The following is a 19,926-nucleotide window of genomic DNA, read 5'->3' on the forward strand; positions in this document are numbered from 1 at the left end:
GGATTTTAAACGAAAGAATTTACAGAAGTAGCAAAATTAACCTTGACAAGGTTTTAAACCGAATTAGAAAATCTTCGAAAGAAAAAAGGCAGAAATTAATAGCCCCGATTGAAACGACATCCTTTTTATTTTTTTTCAGAAAAATAAAAAGATAGAGTGGAAAGCGGGACAGAAATATAAAAGAAGCGAACAATTCAAGCTTCTAAAAAAACTAAAACCAATTGTACGATGTACAATAAAATGATTACCGAAAAAAAATTATGGAAGAACAATCAAAAATCTGGTGGCTGAACGAAGAGTCTGAGCAAATGCTGAACCGCGGTTATTTGCTAAAAGGCGAAACCGTAGAAGGTGCGATCCAAAGAATTACGACTGCTGCTGCGAAAAGATTATATAAACCCGAATTACAGCCTGCTTTTGAGGAAATGATTACCAAAGGCTGGATCAGTTTTTCCTCACCCGTTTGGGCGAATATGGGAACAGAAAGAGGTTTGCCGATTTCTTGTTTCAATGTTCATGTTCCGGATAATATTGAAGGAATTACGCACAAATTAGGGGAAGTAATTATGCAGACTAAGATTGGGGGCGGAACTTCCGGGTATTTTGGAGAGCTGAGAAATAGGGGAACAGCGGTTACGGATAACGGAAAATCTTCGGGCGCAGTTTCGTTTATGAAATTGTATGATACTGCAATGGATGTGGTTTCGCAAGGTGGCGTTCGTCGTGGTGCTTTTGCCGCGTATTTAGATGTTGACCACGGAGATATCGAAGAGTTTTTATCCATTAAAGATATTGGAAGTCCGATTCAGAATTTGTTTACCGGAATCTGTGTACCCGATTATTGGATGCAAGACATGATCGATGGCGATATGGACAAACGTAAAATTTGGGCAAGAGTTTTAGAAAGCCGTGCACAAAAAGGTTTGCCTTATATTTTCTTCACCGATAATGTGAACCGTAATAAACCACAAGTTTACAAAGATTTAGGAATGACCGTAAATGCAAGTAACTTGTGTTCGGAAATTATGTTGCCTTCCAGCGCCGAAGAATCCTTTATTTGCTGTCTTTCTTCAATGAACTTAGAGTTATATGACGAGTGGAAAGATACGGACGCTGTGAAGTTGGCGATTTATTTCTTGGACGCAGTTTTATCTGAATTTATTGAAAAAACAGAAGGGAATTATTACCTGACCGGCGCGCGCAATTTTGCTTTGCGTCACAGAGCTTTAGGTTTGGGCGTTCTTGGTTATCATTCTTACCTTCAGAAAAACATGATTCCATTTGAAAGTTTTGAGGCTACACAATTCAACGCAAAAGCTTTCCGCCAAATTAAAGAACAGTCAGTTATTGCGTCTCAGGAACTGGCAAATATTTATGGCGAACCCGAATTGTTAAAAGGATATGGCTTGCGAAATACAACGACTATGGCAATCGCGCCGACTACTTCTAGTTCTGCGATTCTTGGACAAACTTCGCCAGGAATTGAGCCATTTGCATCGAATTATTATAAAGCAGGTTTGGCGAAAGGGAACTTTATGCGTAAAAATAAATACTTGGCGATCTTATTAAAAGAAAAAGGAATCGACAATGAAGATACGTGGAGAACTATTATGTTGAATCATGGTTCTGTTCAGAATATTCCAGAATTATCTGAAGAAGAAAAAGCAGTTTTTAAAACATTTAGAGAGATTTCTCCCATGGAAATTATTTCTCAAGCTGCACAAAGACAACAATATATTGATCAGGCACAATCACTAAACTTGCAAATTCCATCGACAATGCCGGTGAAAGATGTGAATTACCTTTATATTGAGGCTTGGAAAAAAGGCGTGAAATCTTTGTATTATCAAAGAAGTTCGTCTGTTTCTAAGGAATTGATGGTGAACTTTGTGACGTGTTCAAGTTGTGAAGCGTAAGAATCAGAGAAAAGAATAAAGAACACAGACATTAGTGCAAACCGCAGAATTTTTCTGCGGTTTTTTATTATAAAAAGTTTAATCTTTAGGTAAAATCAAAATTTCCTAACTTTATAAGTCAAATCACCCTCTTATGAAATTCGGAAAAGTTGAAGATCCGTCGCAGATCGATTTTAAATTGCCAAAAGATCACCCAAAAACCGAGAAAGTTTTAAAGAAGAATAAGTCGAAAGAATTTAATGTTTTTATTGGTTCCGCAAATTGGAATAAAAAAGATTTGAAAGGATTTTATCCACGCGGGACGAAAGATGAGTTGTCCTATTATTCAACCCAGTTTAATTCCATTGAGTTGAATGCAACGTTCTACAAAATGCCTTCACCTGAACAGATTCTCACCTGGAAAGAAAAAACACCCGCAGATTTTAAATTTTTCCCAAAGGTTCCAAGTACGGTTTCTCATTACCGAAGATTACTCAACATCACTGAGGCAGTGACCAAATTTGCGACTGCGGTCTTAAATTTCGACGAACAATTAGGAATGGCTTTTCTACAACTTCGCGACAGTTTTAAACCTAAAGATTTCGAAAGATTAGAAAAGTTCGTACAGGATTGGCCGCAAGAAGTTCCACTTGCGATCGAGCTTAGAAATGCCGAGTGGTTTGAGGATCAAGATATCTTTAAAAAAACAACGGAGCTTTTTGAAAAATATCACATTACCAATATTATTGTAGATACCGCGGGCCGTCGGGATATGCTTCATATGAGATTGACTACTTCTACAGCTTTCATCCGTTATGTAGGCGCTAATGCTGCGAGCGATTATACAAGATTAGACGATTGGTTGGTTCGAATAAAAAGCTGGAAGAAACAAGGTTTAAAAAACGTTTATTTTTTCGTTCATCAAAATATAGAAAAAGCATCTCCGCTCTTGTCTGCTTACTTTATTGAAGCCGTAAATAAAGAATTCAAACTGAAAATTCATGTTCCTGTGATGGCCTGAGCGATCCTATTTTCTTTTAATTATTTTTAAAAAATAGTAAAGGACTGTATTGTCTTTTATTATATTTTTATTTACATTTGTTCTTAGGAAAAGGAATATGTTTTCAAAATCATGTGAGTACGGGATTCGAGCGTCTATTTACGTCGCAAAAAATTCCCTTAAAAATCGGAAAGTAAGCTTGAAAGAAGTTGCGAAACACACCGATTCACCACCTGCATTTATGGCAAAAATATTACAGAAATTAACCAGGACCGAAATTTTATCTTCCTTCAAAGGTCCAACCGGTGGTTTTTCGGTAGCCTTAGATAATTTAGAAAAAATATCACTTTTGAGTATCGTTTTGGCAATGGATGGAAATGGAATTTTTGAAGACTGCACTTTAGGTCTTAGAAAATGTGATGTTGAAAAACCCTGTCCTTTGCATTTTAAATTTATACAAATTCGGGATGAAATGCGGGAAACCTTAGAATCTACATCATTACGATCTTTGGCTGAACAGGTTTCAGATGGAGTAACCTTTTTAAAACGTTAGTTTTTTTTACAATAATAAAGGACAATTTTATCTTTTAATAATTCTATATGAATAATTCAATTTTTGGTGAATCGGGGATTCAGATTACACTAGTGCTTATTTTGCTTCCGGTCTTGGTGGGTCTGCTGATTGCCATCGTTAAGACCTACGGAACGTATAAGGATTTAAAAGCACGCCGTAAACTGGGCGAATTTCAAAAGAAAATTCAGAGCATGTCTCCGGATGAACTGCAGATTTACGAACGCCAGGAAAAGGCACAATCCTACCAAGTTCCGGATAACGAATTATCTGGGACCCAACCGCCTTCTGATGAAAAAGGAATTATTTATAATGTAAACAGAGTTGAAGAACTGCGTGTAATTCCTTCCAAAAAAAGTTTTGTTCCCCAAAAATACATCTCACCACAACTTGCCAATTTAATTTTGTATTTTATTGGATTTTCCATCTTCTGGCTATTATTCGGAACCACCGTGGGCGAATATTTGGGAATTAAATTTGTAGCGCCTGATGCCGATCATGTAAGTTGGCTGAGTTTCGGGCGGCTTCGTCCTGTTCATACCAATATGGTTTTTTGGGGTTGGGCCTCATTTGCAATGGTTGGACTGGCTTATTATGTAATCCCGCGTGTAAGCAATGTAGGAATACACAATCTGAAAATTGGGTACTATTCATTAATATTAATGAATTCTGCAGTGCTGTTGGGAACAATTTCCCTTATGGCTGGGATTAATAATGGCGGAGGTGAATACAGAGAATATATCTGGCCGATCATGGCACTTTTTGCTGTTGGTATTGTGCTGTCACTCTACAATTTTTTAATGACTGTTGCAAAACGAGCGACAAAAGAAATTTATGTTTCGAACTGGTATATTATTTCTGCGATGATGTATGTAGTGGTGATTTTAGTTGTCGCTTACATTCCTTTCTGGCAAGATGGTCTTGCGGAAACAATCATTCAGGGATACTACATGCACCAAGGAGTTGGGATGTGGTTTATGTTCCTTTGTCTGGGTTTGATGTATTATTTCCTGCCGCAACAATTAAACAAACCAATTTATTCCTACAGTTTAGGAATCTTAGCTTTTTGGACTCAAATTTTATTTTATACTTTAATCGGTAGTCATCACTTTATTTTTAGCGCCATTCCTTGGTGGATGCAAACTGTTGCGATCGTTGCCAGTGTTGGGATGGTAATTCCTGTTGTTGCTGGTACGGCAAATTTCCTTTTAACATTTAATGGTGCCTGGTATCAGCTGAAAACAAGTTATACTTTACCGTTTTATCTCATCTCTATTATTTTCTATTTCACGGGCTCAATGCAGGGCACGGTAGAAGCATTTCGATTTACCAATTTAATTTGGCACTTCACCGATTTTACCGTTGCGCATTCCCACTTAACCATGTATGGAATTATCACCTTCATGTTGTGGGCCTTTATTTATACGTTGGTTCCAAGAATCACAGGAAAAGAACCACCAAAACTTTCCGTCGGAATTCATTTCTGGATGGCTTTAATTGGATTGATCTTCTATACTTTCTCCTTGATGATTGGTTCTACACAACGCGGTTTGATGTGGATGGACAGTAAACCATTTATAGAAAGTGTGAAAATGATGGCGCCTTTCTGGCTTTGGAGAGCGATCGGTGGTACAATGATGTGGATTTCTCATTTTGTTTTTGCCTATAACTTCTACAAAATGATTAACAAGAGGAAAGAAGTGTTTATTCCTACAACGCCTGCCGAAATTTTAGAAGCAAAACGACAACTTAAAAACACGGAATATATTCCTACAAAATAAATTAGAATAATGGAATTTTATAACAATCATAAAGTCCTCTTCTGGACCGCCTTAGTTTTCTTTCTGTTTCTTACTTTACAGATTGCGATACTGCCGGCGTTTACCAATCAAACCGTGTATAAACCTTTGCCAGATGCGAAGCCACTTACCAAAGATGAGGCTGCAGGAAAAGCAATTTATGTAGAAAATGGGTGTATCGCCTGCCACACGCAACAGGTTCGTGAGGTAGAGATGGATAAAGTTTTCGGGTCACGGCCGAGTATTCCTGCGGATTATGCTCAAAATCATCGGATGGATGTTTGGCGTAACACTGCAAACCTATTGGGTTCCGAAAGAACTGGTCCAGATTTAACAGCGATTGGGGAAAGACAACCGAGTTCTGATTGGCATTTACTGCATTTGTATCAGCCGCGTGCTGTAGTAAAAGAATCTATAATGCCGTCTTATTCATTTCTTTTTGAAGAAAAAGATTACTTACAAAAAGGGGATATTGAAGTAAAAGTTCCACCTGAATTTTTAAAAGACAAATTCAAAAAAATTGTGCCGACTAGAAAAGCCCTTCAACTCGTGGCTTATTTACAGAGCTTAAAACAAACCAAATTACCTGAAGGCGTAAAACCACCAGATTTTCTCTATAAAAAAGAAATTAAGAAAACAGCAGGTGGTGGCGGAGCAGCAGATTTACCAGATGGTGGAGAACTCTACACCGCGAATTGCGCCAGCTGCCACCAGGCAAGTGGAGAAGGTTTACCAGGAGCATTCCCACCTTTGAAAGGGAGTCCAATTGTGGCGAGTGACGATATTGATGTATATGTGAATATCATCATGGGAGGTTACACTGGAAGACCTGGTTATGGGCCAATGCCGGCGGTGGGAAAAAATGCAAACTTCACCGCTGAAATTGTAACTGCAATCATGAATCACGAACGGTCATCTTGGGGAAATAATGCCAAACCAGTCAAACTGGAAGATGTAAAAGCAGTGATGGATAAAATTAAATAAAGAGGTCACCGGACAATTTATAAAATATATTGATATGAAAAATTTTAAAAATACCGCAATTATTTTCTTTCTCTTTGCTATGAATTTTGCCTTCGCTTGTGAGGCCTGCAAATTACAGCAACCTGCTGTTACGAGAGATTTCACGCATGGCGTTGGTCCTCGTGGGCAATTTGACTGGATAATTGTCGCGGTGATTGCCGTAATCACAGTTTATACATTAATTTATTCCGTTAAATATTTGGTGAAACCAGGGGAGACGGAAAAAGATCATGTTAAAAATTCTATTTTAAATTAACTTCTAAAAAAGTAAAGATGACTAAAGATAAAAGTTCTGTTTTTCTCTTCCTTGATGATGAAGTTACGCCTTTGGCAGAGCTTGAAACACCCATTGTTTTTGATTTCGATACATCGAAACTTACTGATGGTGAGCACATTTTGAAAATAATCAGTAAATCTACACTAGGCAGAGAAGGTATACGGAAAATACAGTTTACTGTAAAAAACGGACCTTCCATAAGTGTGGAAGGATTGAAAGAAAATGATATTGTAGATGGCGTTTTACCGTTGATGATTAACGCCTATGACAAAGGCAATCAGAAGAGTTTTGTGATCGAAGGAAGCGAAACTCCACAGACCATTCCCGTTTGGATCTGGATTATTATCATCTTGTTCGCGGGCTGGGCCGCATATTATGGCATTACTTACTTTTATAAGTTACCTGGAATAATGTAATATTTAGGGTCTTAAATAAAAAGCGGTTTTAATAATTTGAAACCGCTTTTGTTATTTTATTTCTAGGCAAGAAACTCAATTTCTTTGTCCTTGAAATCGCTGTTCTCCACCAATTCCTGCATACTTGCCATAATTTTCTTTCGGAGTTTTGCCAAATTTCTAATGTTATCGTCTTCACTATAATCGAAAATACTGTCTTCAAAAGAAAACGTATCGCCCTCTTTAAACTCAATTTTATTATCCTTGAATTCTTTAAGGAGCATTAAATTAGTCATCGTTTCCAAAATATCATATTCTGTTTTGGCTAATTTCTTCAGTGATTTTAAAACCTGTTTTTTATATTTCTTTTTAGTTTTCATATGTTGGGTCTATTATCGTGCAAGGTAAGATTTTATAATAAAATTTCAAATCAATTTCAGAACAATTCATCATCAGGATTTTTACAATTTGCTATCTTTGTTCTCTGCATGAAAAATAAAGATCTCTTTACACTCATTTCTTTCGCGGCCAATAAAAACCAGAAAGCACAAACCCAGTTAATTAATTTATTTTGGGTAGATGTTTTTAGTTTTGTGATGAAAAAAGTTCAGGATGAGCATGTTGCAGATGAAATTACGGTTTCAGTTTTTTCTAAAGTACTATCAAAACTTGATTTGTACGATCCTAATTTTCAGTTTAAAACCTGGATTTTAACCATCGCTCAAAACACAATTATCGACTATTGGCGTAAGAAATTCCGGGAAAACGAAGATTCTACCGATAATTTCGAAGGATTTAAAAATCAACTCGCGTTATCACCAGAGGAATTATTAATTTCCGAAGAAGATCAAAAACAGATTTTGGCAACCATCAAAAGTTTAGATGTTAACTATCAGGATATTATACAGCTGCGTTTCTTTGAAGAAAAAAGCATAAAAGAAATTGCAGAAGAATTAAATATCACGGTGGCCAACACTAAAATTAGAATTATGCGGGCAAAAAAATTGCTGGCTGCGCTGCTGAAAAATAATTCTTTTGAAGAATAGAACGAGACAATTTCTTAATTCGTAAATTTGCTTTTTACATTTCTAAAAATGATTGAAACTCCAACAGATACTACCACTCAAAAGCCAAAATGGATTCGTGTAAAACTTCCTACGGGAAAAAATTACCGTGAACTCCGAACGTTGGTTGATAAATATAAACTCAACACCATTTGCCAAAGCGGGAGTTGCCCAAATATGGGTGAATGCTGGGGTGAAGGAACCGCCACCTTTATGATTCTCGGAAACATCTGTACGAGAAGCTGTGGGTTTTGTGGCGTAAAAACAGGCAAGCCTTTAGATGTTAATTGGGAAGAACCAGAGAAAGTTGCGCGTTCGATCAAATTAATGAAAATTAAACATGCTGTATTAACTTCGGTTGATCGTGATGATTTGAAAGATATGGGCTCAATCCTTTGGGCAGAAACGGTACATGCTGTACGCAGAATCTCTCCTGGAACAACAATGGAAACATTAATCCCAGATTTTCAGGGAATTACAAAACATATTGACCGCTTGATAGAAGTTCATCCAGAAGTGATTTCCCACAATATGGAAACCGTGAAAAGACTGACGAGAGAAGTACGTATTCAGGCAAAATATGAAAGAAGTCTGGAAGTTCTTTCCTACTTAAAATCCGCTGGACAAAACCGCACAAAAACCGGATTGATGTTGGGATTAGGGGAAGAGACTTCGGAAGTTTTTCAAACGATTGAAGATATCAGAAATGCAAACGTAGATGTCATTACAATTGGTCAATATTTACAGCCAACCAAAAAGCATTTACCCGTGAAAAAATTTGTTACTCCTGAGGAATTTACCGCATTTGGTGACTTCGCCAGAAGCTTAGGTTTTCGACATGTAGAGAGTTCGCCTTTGGTGAGAAGCTCTTACCATGCAGAAAAACATATTCATTAAATTAGAAAATGAACATTACAATTAAACGCAGCCGTAGGTTGCGTTTTTTTATAATCGTTGAAAGAAATTCTTATCTTTAAAAATAATTTAAATTTTACGCCATGAAAATTATCAGTATAGCACTTCTTTCTTGTTCACTTCTTTTTGCTTTTTCCTGTCAGGAAGAAAAAAAGACAGACGATATCAGCAATTTAAAATCTGTAAAATCAACTTCTGGAAAAATGACAACGGAAGAAGTAAGTTATGATATCGATGGCAAAAACTTTAAGTCATTTGTTGCTTATACAGGTGCCGCCGATGAAGTAAAACCAGTCGTAATGGTATTGCCAGAATGGTGGGGAGTTACAGATTATGTGAAAGATCGCGCGAAGAAACTAGCTGAACTGGGATATTTTGCAATGGTTGTTGATTACTATGGTGAGGGAAAAACCGTTGATAACCCCGAACAAGCTACAAAACTCGCCGAACCCTTCTACAAAATTCCAATTAATGCGAAATTGATGTTCGACAAAGCGAAAGCGCAGCTTCTAAAATTTCCCAATGCCAATTATGAAAAAATTGCGGCCATTGGGTATTGTTTCGGTGGTGCACAAGCTTTAAATATGGCACGTCAGGAAGATGAATTGAAGGGCGTAGTTTCTTTCCACGGAAACTTAATGACTGGGATAAAACCAAAAAATAACGATGTTAAAATTTTAGTTTGTAATGGTGAAGCAGACACTTATGTTCCGGCGGAGGAAATTGCAGCCTTTAAAAAGCAAATGGATTCTGCGAAAATAGATTATAAGTTTATTAATTATTCGAACGCCCTGCATTCTTTTACAAATCCTGCGTCGACGGAAATCGGTAAAAAATATGACATGAAAGTGGCGTACAATAAGGAAGCAGATGAAAAATCATGGAACGAAATGAAGGTTTTTCTTGAAGATATTTTTAAGTAAATCAAAAACTGTTTTAACAAAAAATTCCCTCTCAATATTGAAAGGGAATTTTTGTATTTTGGAATGAATTAATCTTTTAAATATTTTCTAAGTTTCCAGGCCATTTTTTCGTGTTTCTGCATCAATCCGTTAAGGAAGTCAGAGGTACCTGCATCTTTATAATCTTCTTCACATTTATCTAAATCATCACGCAAAGATTTTACAATTGCTTCATGATCGGTAACCAATTCTTTCAACATTCCTTGAGTATCAGGAACTTTACCAGGAGTTTCTTTCAGTTGTGATTCTTTTGCAAATTCACTAGTTGTTCCAATTGCAATTCCGCCCAAAGTACTTATTCTTTCCGCCACAGCATCAACTGCTTCTGCAACTGCATCGTATTGATCTTCAAACAACAGATGCAATTCCATAAAATTGTCACCTGACAAATTCCAGTGGAATTTTCTCAGTTTGATGTAAAGTACGTTGCCATCGGCTAAGACTTTATTTAAAATTTTGTGAACTTCTGTTAAGTTTTTTTTCGTAATTCCTAAATCTGGTGTCATTTTTTTAAAATTTTAAATTATTATTAAACGTGTAAATTTCCTTCTCTTCCGTCATCATTATCAGACTTTGTTCCTGTAATCGCAGCAATTGCGAAATGTAACATCGATACAAATTTTCCTACTTTAGGTTCCCAGTAGTAAGTTTCATCTGGTGTTACTCGAATCACCGAAACGTCTGGATCTTCTTTACCATCAAACCAGGCATTTGCCATGGGAGTCCATTTATCTTCGATGGTATTTTGGTCTTGGTAGATAAATGCTTTCCCTAAAATGGAGAGGTATTCAGAATTTTCATTATTCATAAAATAAAGCTGAACGCGGTTGTCTTCCTTAATTTCAAAATTCTTATGACTTTGGTCACTGCTTAAAAACCATAGATTACCTTCGTCATCGCATTCTTTTAAACTCATCGGCCTTGATGCGTTTGGTATAGAATCTAAATCGGTACAGAACATACATGTTCTTGCACTTTCAGAAAGTTTTTTTAGTGTTTCAAGAGCTTCTTTTTGAGTTAAATTTTCTGTAGACATCTATTTATCGTTTTAATGTTAATATTCAATCATCAATTTAACAATGATTTTTACAGCGTTTGGTATTCAAATATTAAACCATCATACTTATATATTGCGGGACAAAGGTTAAACTTTTCATAAATAGTGATCTTTAGAATTCTTAGATTTGAAAGCACTTTAAGTTGTGTCTATCGGCTTAATATTTGTTGCCTATGTTCAATGAAACATAGAAACATAGATTCATTATAAACCAGAATTACAGTTGATTAATCATTAAAACAAGTGATATGAAAAATTTAAAAAAAATAGCAATTCCAGTTGCAGTCACAATTTTAGGAATTGGGTTATTAAGTTCGTGTTCTGTCGGAATTCCAGAAGGTGCTGCGGCAGTTCAAAACTTTAAAGCAGATAAATATTTAGGTAAATGGTATGAGATTGCGCGTTTTGATTACCGTTTTGAAAAAAACCTAAAAAACGTAACCGCGACTTATTCCCAAAAGGATAATGGAAATATTAAAGTGGAAAATCGAGGGTATAATTACGTGAAAAATAAGTGGAGTGAAAGTACGGGAGAAGCAAAATTTGTAGGAAATGAAAATGTTGGGCGTTTGAAAGTTTCTTTTTTTAAACCAATTTGGGCGGGTTACAATGTCATCGATATTGATGAGGATTACAAATATGCTTTGGTCGCTGGTAATAATTTAGATTATTTATGGATTATGTCGCGTGAGAAAACAATTCCTGAGTCTTATAAACAAAGATTTATTGAAAAAGCAAAAAAAATAGGCTTCAATACAGAAAACTTGATTTGGGTAGAACACGATAATTAAATTCTTTCTAATTATTTTTTTAAAGATCGTACTGGATTTTACGCACGCGTTGCCGTAGAATTCCGTATTTTTATATTTTAAAATCTTGTATGAAAGCAGTACTCATTACCATCGGTGACGAAATTCTCTCGGGCAATACCGTTGATACCAATTCTAATTTTATAGCGACGGAACTCAAGAAAATTGGAATTCCCGTCGTTCAGATATTTACCATTTCAGATGAAATTAATTCTATAAAAAAAACTTTAAAATCGGCTTTTGACCTTGCAGATTTGGTGATCACAACGGGTGGTTTAGGTCCTACAAAAGATGATAAAACGAAAACTGCTTTCAAAGAATTCTTTAACGACGAAATAATTCTAGATCCTGCCACTTTCGACCATCTCCGCAGATTGTTCGAGAAAAGAAATCGCGGTCATCTTTTGGAATTGAATAAACCACAGGCAGAAGTTTTAAGAAAAGCGTTCATTTTTCAAAATGAAAATGGAAGTGCCCCTTGTCAGATGATTCAGGAAAATGGAAAAATCGTCATTTGTCTTCCTGGAGTTCCTTTCGAAGTGAAACCTTTAATCAAAGATAAAATCATTCCCTTCCTTGCAAATAAGTTCGGTTTGAACCATATTGTTACGCAAACTATTTCCGTCGTTGGTATTCCAGAAAGTCTGTTATCAGAACAAATTGAATCCTGGGAACTGGCTTTGCCAAAAGATATTTCGTTGTCTTATCTTCCCGTCGGAAACCGAATTAAGTTGCGTTTGACTGCGCAGGGAAAAAGTAAAGAAGAATTACAAGTCAAAATCGATACTGAAGCTCAAAAACTAAAACCACTTATCGGCGAAAATGTTATTTCCTGGAATGGTGACCATATTCAAGAAATTTTAAAAGAAATTCTAGACGACAAAAAACTCACTGTTTCCACGACGGAAAGTTGCACCGGCGGTGAACTTTCAAGATTACTCACTTCAATATCAGGAAGTTCTACTTATTTTTCAGGAGGAATTATCGCTTATGATTACCACAAGAAAATAGAAATATTAGGAGTTTCAGAAAAAACAATTCAAGAGAAAACAGTGGTTTCGGAAGAAGTTGCGCAGGAAATGTCGGCGGGCGCGCAAACGCTTTTTAAAACACAGATCGCGCTTTCTACAACAGGTGTCGCCGGTCCAGATTCTGATGAATTTAATAATGAAATAGGAACTGCTTTCTATTCTATTCGTGTTAATAATTTCGAGAAAACCCGTCGTTTGAATCTTCCACACTTTGAACGGAATGATTTCGCGAATTTTGTTTCACAAAGAGTTTTACAAGACTTAGTGGAAATTTTACTCCACGAAAACTATTGATTTATTAAGCACAAATCGGAGATTCACTTGATTCCTTAAAAAAATAGAAAGGTGAAGTAAAGTCACAAAAAAATTCATTTTTCTCTCTTCCAAAAGTAATTGAAATTATTTAGCGGGTTAAAAGTTTGATTTTTTTTGAACTTCAACTTTTGTGACTTCTGTGGTTTTTCAAATTTAAAGTTCAAAAATAAGATCATCTGTAAACGCAATACAGTCGAAATCCTGACAAGACTGCGTATCTAATCCTGTGAATTTACTAAACGCCGGCAAAATCAACTGATTTTCTGAGATGCGGAAGCACGGCAAACGCACCGACTTTCTTTTTTCTAATTTTACAGTTACGCCCGGATGAAGATGGCCGGAAATTGAAAACTGCTTTTCCTTATTTTCTGGAATGTGAATGAAGGTGAAAGGTTCGATGATCAGAGAATTTTCCTCAATTGAGATATCCAGATCATGTAAAAAATTTGCTCTATGAACGTCGTGATTTCCTTTAATTAAAGTAATCTTCAAACTGAGGTTTATAGTTCTCCAGGCTTCAAAAATATTGAAATCTGCATTCTTTCCCGAATGTAAGAAATCACCCACAACAATGAGTTTTTTGGCGTCAAAATGTTGAATTAAAAAATCAAGTCTTTCCAAATCATCTTCCAGAATATCCGAGGGAACGGGAATTCCATTTTTCCGGAAATATGCCGATTTACCTAAATGCAAATCGCTGATAATTAAGGATTTGTTTTCAGTCCAGAATAAGGCACGTTGATTTGTAAAAATGAGGTTTTGGTCGTGAACTGTTTTTTCTATGGTCTGAAGGGTCATTTTTTCATTTTCTTTTTCATGGCTTCCACTTTCATTCGTAAAATCCGGGCTTTCAAATCTTCACTGCTTAAACTTTGACGCAGACTGTCCACTTTTATAGGGAAACTTAAGGGCGTAAAGGTATTTGAATTTTTAATAATAATCTCACTTTCATGAATTCGATTGAAAGCATCAACCAATCTTCCTTCATCAATTTGCTGAAAAAACACTTCAGAATAAGCTTGTTTTAATAATAAGTTTTCCGGATCGTAATCTTCCAGAACATTAAATATTAATCCAGATGACGACTGTAAATTTTTATTGTTTTTCTGCTGTCCGGGATAAGTGCGGATCACCATTCCAGAAATTACAGCGATATCCCGAAACTTTCGTCTTGCCATTTCTGTGGAGTTCACAGAAGCCATCACATCGCGAATTAAATCTTCTTTTGATAATATTTCGTTGATATTTTCTTCCGTTAAAGGAATTTCCAGTTTTGAAAATAGTTCAAAACCATAATCATTCATTGCAATAGAAAAGGATATCGGTGTAATTCTGGAAATACGATAGGCGATTAAGGCGGACATCACTTCATGAATCAACCTTCCTTCAAAAGGATACATAAATAAATGATGGCCTTCGCGGGTTTTGATGCGTTCTACCAAAAACTCTTTTTCACTGGGAATATGAGAATTCTCTTGCTGGCTCACCAAAAGCGGATGTAAAAAGCGAAGTTCTTTTTCTGATGATTTTGCGTCTAAAGACTCTGATAATTTCTGTCTTAAAAATCCACTCAAATAAGACGACAATGGTAATCTTCCGCCCAAATAACTCGGCACAATTCCTTTTCCGCTGGAGTTCCGAACAAAGACTGTCATTTCCTTAACATGCGAAACTTCCAGCACTCGTCCAGCCAAAATAAATTTATCGTTCTTCTTTAATTTTGAAATAAAATATTCCTCGATCATTCCAATATAGCCACCACCGAAAAACTTCACTTTCAACATAGAGTCGCTCACAATCGCACCGATATTCATTCGATGCAACATTGCGATTCTGCGAGAAGTCACTTTATACAGACCATTTTCGACGACAACTTTATGGTATTCTTCGTAATTTTTTAATTTTCCACCTATGGTAATGAATGTCAAAATCCAGGTCCATTCTTCCGGCGACAAATCTCTAAATGCATTAGTCGCAGTAATTTGCTTAAAGGTTTCTTTTTCTTCAAAACCATCGCCGACAGCGAGTGTTATGACGAATTGAAGCAAAACATCATAACATAAAACTAAAGGTTCCCGCGGTTCGATTTTATTTTGCTTAACAGCTTCCTTTAAAGCTGCCACTTCAATCAGCTCCAAAGAATGCGTCGGGACAAAATATATTTTTGAGGTCTCAAAAGGGGAATGACCACTTCGGCCTGCACGCTGGAGAAATCGCGCAATTCCTTTACTGGAACCAATTTGAATTACAGTATCAACTGGTTTAAAATCGACGCCTAAATCTAAAGAAGAGGTTGAAATAACGGCTTTTAAATATCCCGAAGACAGATTATCCTCAATCCAAATTCGAATATCTTTGTCTACGGAACTGTGGTGAATGGCGATTTGCCCTGCAAAATCCGGATGCGTGTTCAATAATACCTGATACCACATTTCAGCCTGACTTCTCGTATTGGTGAAAACCAAAGTAGTTTGACTTTCGAGAATAATTGGAATAATTTTATCCGCGAGTTTCGTTCCCAAATGGCCGGCCCAGGGAAGAACTTCAACATCATCGGGAAAGACTGATTTTATTTCAATTTTCTTTTTTTCTTTTGCAACGATTTTTGTTTTCTTGATATCATAAGGAATAAGCACGTCCATGGCTTCGTCGAGGTTTCCGATGGTTGCTGTAATTCCCCAGATTCTTAGTTTTTTCTGATAACTAAATATCCTGGAAACTGCCAATTCTGTCATTACGCCGCGTTTCGAGCTGAGCAATTCGTGCCATTCATCTACAACAATGCATTGCAAATGATTAAAGAATTTTTGATGTTGTTTTTGAGCCAAAAGCAAATGCAGACTTTCCGGCGTGATGATTAAAATATCCGGCATTTTCTTCGTCTGCTTCGCGCGAACAGCAGTCGGCGTATCGCCATTCCTCACGGAAACTTCCCAATCCAGTCCAATGTCTTCTAAAGCTTCGCTCATGGCTTTGGCAATGTCTTTTGCTAGAGCACGAAGTGGCGTGATCCACAGAAGTTTCATGCCGGATTTATAATTATCCGGATGATTCATGTAGTCAATAACTACTGCTAAAAATACAGAGAACGTCTTTCCAAAACCTGTGGGTGCGATGACCATTCCCGAGTAATTATTAGAAAATTTAAACCACGTTTCAGACTGAAAACCAAAGGGTTCCCGATCTTGAGAATCCATCCATTTTTTGATGATTTGGAAACCTGTGGAATTTTTAAATTTCTCGGTCATTATTTAAATGAAAATTTGGTCGTGGCGGATTAGATTAGGTAATTAGTTTTTTAATTTCTTCAAGTTCATCAATTTCATCTACGGTTTTATCGCGACGCCAACGAACAATTCTTGGAAATCGTAAAGCAATTCCACTCTTATGACGGCTACTAAATCCTATTCCTTCAAAGGCAATTTCAAAAACTAATTCTGGTTTTACAGTACGTACAGGCCCGAATTTTTCAATCGCATTTTTATTCACGAATTTACTGACTTCCATAATTTCTTTATCCGTCAGTCCCGAATAAGCTTTAGCAATCGTTACCAACTTATCTTCGTTCTTAACTGCGAATGTATAATCAGTGTAATAACTGCTTCGTCGTCCAGAGCCTTTTTGCGCGTAAATCAAAACCGCATCGATGGTCAAAGGACTCACTTTCCATTTCCACCAGTCGCCTTTTTTCCTACCGGCATGATAGTGCGAATTATTTTCTTTCAACATCAAACCCTCGGAATTATTGTCACGGGAATTTTCCCGGATTTCTGCCAAACCCTCCCAGGAATCTGCATTAACAATTTCTGAAATTCGGATGCGATCGACCGGTGAATTTTGAATCAAACTTTCTAAAAGCAAACGTCTTGCGGAGAGTGGTCTTTCCCGCAAATCTTCAAACTCAAGTTCCAAAATATCATAAACATAAATATGAACTGGTAGCTCTTCCAACATTTTCTTCGGAATCGTCTTGCGGTTTAGGCGCTTCTGTAATTCATTAAAATTGAGAACTTTATCTTCTTTTACCACTAAGATTTCTCCATCAATGGCGAAGTTGCCTTCTACCTCTTTAAGAGCAGCGACAATCTCTGGGAATTGTTCCGTAACGAGTTCTTCCCCGCGCGACCAGATGAAAATTTCGTCATTTCGTTTGATAAATTGTCCGCGAATGCCATCCCACTTAAATTCTGCCTGCCAATTATTTCTATCGCCCAAATCTTGAGTTTCTTTTTCCAAAGGATAAGCCAAGCAAAAAGGGTAAGGTTTGGAAGCATCAGGATTAATGTTCGTTCCCTGAATAAGATCATCGAAATTTTCTTCCTCCATTTTCCATTTTCCCATAATGGAATGCATCAGAATATTACCATCAACTGCCGAAAATTTTGAAAGTGCGTTAATCAGCAACTTTTTCGATACTCCGATCCGAAAACTTCCGCCAATTAGCTTATTGAATATAAACCGTTCAACATGGTTCAAACCGTTCCAGGATTCTAAAACATATTTCTTTTTCTCTTCTTCGGTCTGATCTTTTAGCGCAACCAATTCAGTCATCCATTGAGTTAATGATTTTTCGATTTCATTTTCGGCATTGGGAAGAATCAATGATAATGTTTCGCCCAAATCGCCAACAGATGAATAAGATTCAATAAATAACCATTCGGGAAGCTGCGTAATTTCTAGAGCCCATTGTTTTAAAAGATTGGTATTTACAGGTCTTTTCGGTCTTTTTCCTGTAAATAAAGCAAGAAACCACAACTTGTCATTAGCATCGGCAATCTGAAGGTAAGAAACCATGGCTTCGACCTTTGCCGTAGTTTTATTGGTGCTGTCGAGCGCATTGATAAGGTTTGCGAAATCTTTCATCTAGTTTTCTATCAATTCTTTTTCGGTCGTTTCCTCGTCGCCGAAAATGGTTTTTAATTCTACCGCATTAATTCCAATCTCATTTAAATATTTGGAGAAAACAGCTGTTTGTCCGTGTGTTACATACACTTTTTCAGCTTCGGTAGCTTTCACGGTATTGATTAAACCATTCCAGTCTGCATGATCAGAAATTGCAAAACCGGCGTCAGCTGAGCGCCACCTACGAGAACCTCTAACCTGCATCCAGCCAGAACAAATGGCAGTCGCACGATTTGGTATTTTTTTAATAATGTTGGAATCAAATAAAGCCGGCGGTAAAATTACAATCTCACCATCTGCATGTTTCACACTTTCCAGAAAATCTAAAGTTTCGTATTCCGGCAGATCGATACCGACAGATTCCATTCCTTCATTGAGTTTCCCAATGGAACGATGAACAAATATTTTTCCACTTCCTTCAATTGACTTCATGATCCGCTGGGCTTTTCCTAAGGAATAACCAATGAAAACAGAAGTTTTTCCATTCTCTCGATTCTGCTGCACCCACGTTTTCATTAATTCAGAATATTCCTGCGGTTTCAGCCAATTGTAAATGGGAAGTCCGAAAGTACTTTCGGTAATAAATTCATGGCATTTAACGAGTTCAAAAGGAGTTGATAATCCATCGTCATCTGTTTTGTAATCGCCGGAGAACACAATAATATACCCTTTGTACTCCATTTTTATTTGGGCAGAACCTATAATATGTCCAGCGGGATACATGGAGACTTTAACACCGTTAATCATTATTTCTTCCCCATAACCCACGGTCTGGACTTCAATATCTTCGCCGATACGATGCAGAAGAATAGGTTTGGTAAAATGGTGACACAGGTATTTTTTCATTCCCCACCGTGCATGATCACCATGTCCGTGTGAAATTACAGCCAAATCTACGGGTTTCCAGGGATCAATATAAAATTTCCCGGGAACACAATAGATTCCTTTGTCGGTTAATTTGATGAAGGTTTTTGATTTCATAGAAAGCGGAAAAGTAATTTTGGAAGATTATTGCTATTCAAAAATTGAACCTTTCTCGGTTTAAAAAGTATTCCGTTTAACATCCTAAAGTACGTTTCGTTGAATAAAATTTGGAAATATCGCATTGGTTCAAAATAAAACTGCTGTAAAAACCGTTGTTTTAATTAAATTAAAAGTTATGAAAAAAGTTGCGGTAGGTTTAATGTTGGGATTGTTCCAGCTTTCTTTTGCTCAATTCAGTAGAAATGTGGGTGAATTTAATTCTTTGAAAGTGTATGATAAAATCACGGTGGTTCTTATTCCATCTTCGGAAAGCAAAGTGGAAAGTACAAGCGGTGACGCAGATGTGGAAACCGTAAATAAAAACGGGGAGTTGAAAATCAGAATGGCACCAACTCGCCTTTTGCAGGGAGATCAAGTTTCGGTAAAGGTTTATTATCAGAATTTGAATGATATTCAGGCAAGTCAAGGTTCCACAGTAAGTTCTCCTGAAACAACTGAAGCGAAAATGCTGACTTTAACTTCCAATGAAGGTTCAAAGATTATTTTGGATATTAACACGGGAAAATTGAACGTAAAAACAAATTCTGGTGGAGAAATTAAAGTTACGGGAAATGCGGATTATCAGGATATCGTGGTGAATTCGGGTGGAAAATTTAACGGCCAAACTTTAGAATCGCAAAGTGCTACTGTTACGGCAAATGCCGGCGGTATCGCTGATGTTTTTGCAACTGAGGCTGTAAACGCAACAACGCGCGCCGGCGGGATCATAGATGTATATGGTGATCCTGAAGATCGAAAATTTAAAAATGTGATTGGCGGTAAAATCACTTTCAAATAAATAATTTAAAGTCATTCATCACGAATGGCTTTTTTTTATGACCTTTACTTGTAACAAATAAAACTATTTTTTGACTAAATAATAAAGTA

At 36.7% G+C, this 19,926-nt stretch carries 20 protein-coding genes; 13 read left to right on the top strand and 7 right to left on the bottom strand.

Annotated elements, in window-relative coordinates; all coding sequences use genetic code 11:
- The first annotated feature begins 260 nt into the window (after positions 1 to 260).
- The 7 genes from LC814_RS11700 to LC814_RS11730 all read left to right on the top strand — a co-directional run bounded on the left by LC814_RS11700 (position 261) and on the right by LC814_RS11730 (position 6,981).
- A complete protein-coding gene (locus LC814_RS11700; RefSeq protein WP_226064116.1) occupies positions 261 to 1,916 on the top strand; it encodes a ribonucleoside-diphosphate reductase subunit alpha in 1,656 nt (551 codons plus the stop codon).
- 133 nt (positions 1,917 to 2,049) lie between these two features.
- Positions 2,050 to 2,916: a DUF72 domain-containing protein gene (locus LC814_RS11705; RefSeq protein WP_226064117.1), complete on the top strand. Its 867-nt coding sequence runs from the start codon at positions 2,050 to 2,052 to the stop codon at positions 2,914 to 2,916.
- 97 nt (positions 2,917 to 3,013) lie between these two features.
- On the top strand, positions 3,014 to 3,448 hold the full coding sequence (locus LC814_RS11710; RefSeq protein WP_226064118.1) for an RrF2 family transcriptional regulator: 435 nt from the start codon (positions 3,014 to 3,016) through the stop codon (positions 3,446 to 3,448).
- A 47-nt stretch (positions 3,449 to 3,495) separates the two neighbouring features.
- A complete protein-coding gene (locus LC814_RS11715) occupies positions 3,496 to 5,247 on the top strand; it encodes a cbb3-type cytochrome c oxidase subunit I (RefSeq protein ID WP_226064119.1) in 1,752 nt (583 codons plus the stop codon).
- 9 nt (positions 5,248 to 5,256) lie between these two features.
- Positions 5,257 to 6,249: a cbb3-type cytochrome c oxidase subunit II gene (locus LC814_RS11720; RefSeq protein ID WP_226064120.1), complete on the top strand. Its 993-nt coding sequence runs from the start codon at positions 5,257 to 5,259 to the stop codon at positions 6,247 to 6,249.
- A gap of 34 nt (positions 6,250 to 6,283) precedes the next feature.
- Positions 6,284 to 6,544, top strand: coding sequence for a hypothetical protein (locus tag LC814_RS11725; protein ID WP_226064121.1), 261 nt, complete (start codon positions 6,284 to 6,286; stop codon positions 6,542 to 6,544).
- Positions 6,545 to 6,561: 17 nt separating this feature from the next.
- Complete coding sequence (locus LC814_RS11730) at positions 6,562 to 6,981, top strand: cytochrome C (RefSeq protein ID WP_226064122.1); 420 nt, start codon at positions 6,562 to 6,564, stop codon at positions 6,979 to 6,981.
- 62 nt (positions 6,982 to 7,043) lie between these two features.
- On the opposite strand, the gene LC814_RS11735 is transcribed toward LC814_RS11730, so the two are convergent.
- Positions 7,044 to 7,340, bottom strand: coding sequence for a hypothetical protein (locus tag LC814_RS11735; protein WP_226064123.1), 297 nt, complete (start codon positions 7,338 to 7,340; stop codon positions 7,044 to 7,046).
- Positions 7,341 to 7,448: 108 nt separating this feature from the next.
- On the opposite strand from LC814_RS11735, the gene LC814_RS11740 reads away from it, so the two are divergent.
- The 3 genes from LC814_RS11740 to LC814_RS11750 all read left to right on the top strand — a co-directional run bounded on the left by LC814_RS11740 (position 7,449) and on the right by LC814_RS11750 (position 9,862).
- Positions 7,449 to 8,006, top strand: coding sequence for an RNA polymerase sigma factor (locus LC814_RS11740; RefSeq protein ID WP_226064125.1), 558 nt, complete (start codon positions 7,449 to 7,451; stop codon positions 8,004 to 8,006).
- Positions 8,007 to 8,054: 48 nt separating this feature from the next.
- Positions 8,055 to 8,921: a lipoyl synthase gene (gene lipA, locus LC814_RS11745; RefSeq protein WP_226064126.1), complete on the top strand. Its 867-nt coding sequence runs from the start codon at positions 8,055 to 8,057 to the stop codon at positions 8,919 to 8,921.
- A gap of 101 nt (positions 8,922 to 9,022) precedes the next feature.
- Positions 9,023 to 9,862 (top strand): dienelactone hydrolase family protein, encoded by an 840-nt coding sequence (locus tag LC814_RS11750; RefSeq protein ID WP_226064127.1) that lies wholly within the window; start codon positions 9,023 to 9,025, stop codon positions 9,860 to 9,862.
- Positions 9,863 to 9,930: 68 nt separating this feature from the next.
- Here the strand turns inward: LC814_RS11750 and LC814_RS11755 are convergent, their stop codons facing one another.
- Both LC814_RS11755 and LC814_RS11760 read right to left on the bottom strand, forming a co-directional pair.
- Positions 9,931 to 10,407, bottom strand: a complete 477-nt coding sequence (locus LC814_RS11755; protein ID WP_226064128.1) for a Dps family protein — start codon at positions 10,405 to 10,407, stop codon at positions 9,931 to 9,933.
- A gap of 23 nt (positions 10,408 to 10,430) precedes the next feature.
- A complete protein-coding gene (locus tag LC814_RS11760; protein WP_226064129.1) occupies positions 10,431 to 10,937 on the bottom strand; it encodes a pyridoxamine 5'-phosphate oxidase family protein in 507 nt (168 codons plus the stop codon).
- A gap of 269 nt (positions 10,938 to 11,206) precedes the next feature.
- Here LC814_RS11760 and LC814_RS11765 point away from each other — a divergent pair, with 269 nt between their 5' ends.
- Positions 11,207 to 11,749, top strand: coding sequence for a lipocalin family protein (locus LC814_RS11765; RefSeq protein WP_226064130.1), 543 nt, complete (start codon positions 11,207 to 11,209; stop codon positions 11,747 to 11,749).
- Between the two features lie 89 nt (positions 11,750 to 11,838).
- A complete protein-coding gene (locus tag LC814_RS11770; protein WP_226064131.1) occupies positions 11,839 to 13,092 on the top strand; it encodes a CinA family nicotinamide mononucleotide deamidase-related protein in 1,254 nt (417 codons plus the stop codon).
- A gap of 174 nt (positions 13,093 to 13,266) precedes the next feature.
- Here the strand turns inward: LC814_RS11770 and pdeM are convergent, their stop codons facing one another.
- Genes pdeM through LC814_RS11790 form a run of 4 tightly spaced genes read right to left on the bottom strand, consistent with a single transcriptional unit; the run spans position 13,267 to position 18,996 of the window.
- A complete protein-coding gene (gene pdeM / locus LC814_RS11775; protein WP_226064132.1) occupies positions 13,267 to 13,911 on the bottom strand; it encodes a ligase-associated DNA damage response endonuclease PdeM in 645 nt (214 codons plus the stop codon).
- Positions 13,908 to 16,361 (bottom strand): ligase-associated DNA damage response DEXH box helicase, encoded by a 2,454-nt coding sequence (locus LC814_RS11780; protein WP_226064133.1) that lies wholly within the window; start codon positions 16,359 to 16,361, stop codon positions 13,908 to 13,910. The genes pdeM and LC814_RS11780 overlap by 4 nt, the downstream gene beginning before the upstream one ends.
- A gap of 34 nt (positions 16,362 to 16,395) precedes the next feature.
- The gene (locus LC814_RS11785) at positions 16,396 to 17,976 is read right to left on the bottom strand and encodes an ATP-dependent DNA ligase (protein ID WP_226064135.1); all 1,581 of its coding nucleotides are present in this window, start codon (positions 17,974 to 17,976) and stop codon (positions 16,396 to 16,398) included.
- The gene (locus LC814_RS11790) at positions 17,977 to 18,996 is read right to left on the bottom strand and encodes a ligase-associated DNA damage response exonuclease (RefSeq protein WP_226064137.1); all 1,020 of its coding nucleotides are present in this window, start codon (positions 18,994 to 18,996) and stop codon (positions 17,977 to 17,979) included.
- Between the two features lie 178 nt (positions 18,997 to 19,174).
- Here LC814_RS11790 and LC814_RS11795 point away from each other — a divergent pair, with 178 nt between their 5' ends.
- On the top strand, positions 19,175 to 19,837 hold the full coding sequence (locus tag LC814_RS11795; protein ID WP_226064138.1) for a head GIN domain-containing protein: 663 nt from the start codon (positions 19,175 to 19,177) through the stop codon (positions 19,835 to 19,837).
- The last annotated feature ends 89 nt before the right edge of the window (positions 19,838 to 19,926 follow it).

This window comes from Kaistella polysaccharea (assembly GCF_020410745.1).
Classification (GTDB): Bacteria; Bacteroidota; Bacteroidia; order Flavobacteriales; family Weeksellaceae; genus Kaistella; species Kaistella polysaccharea.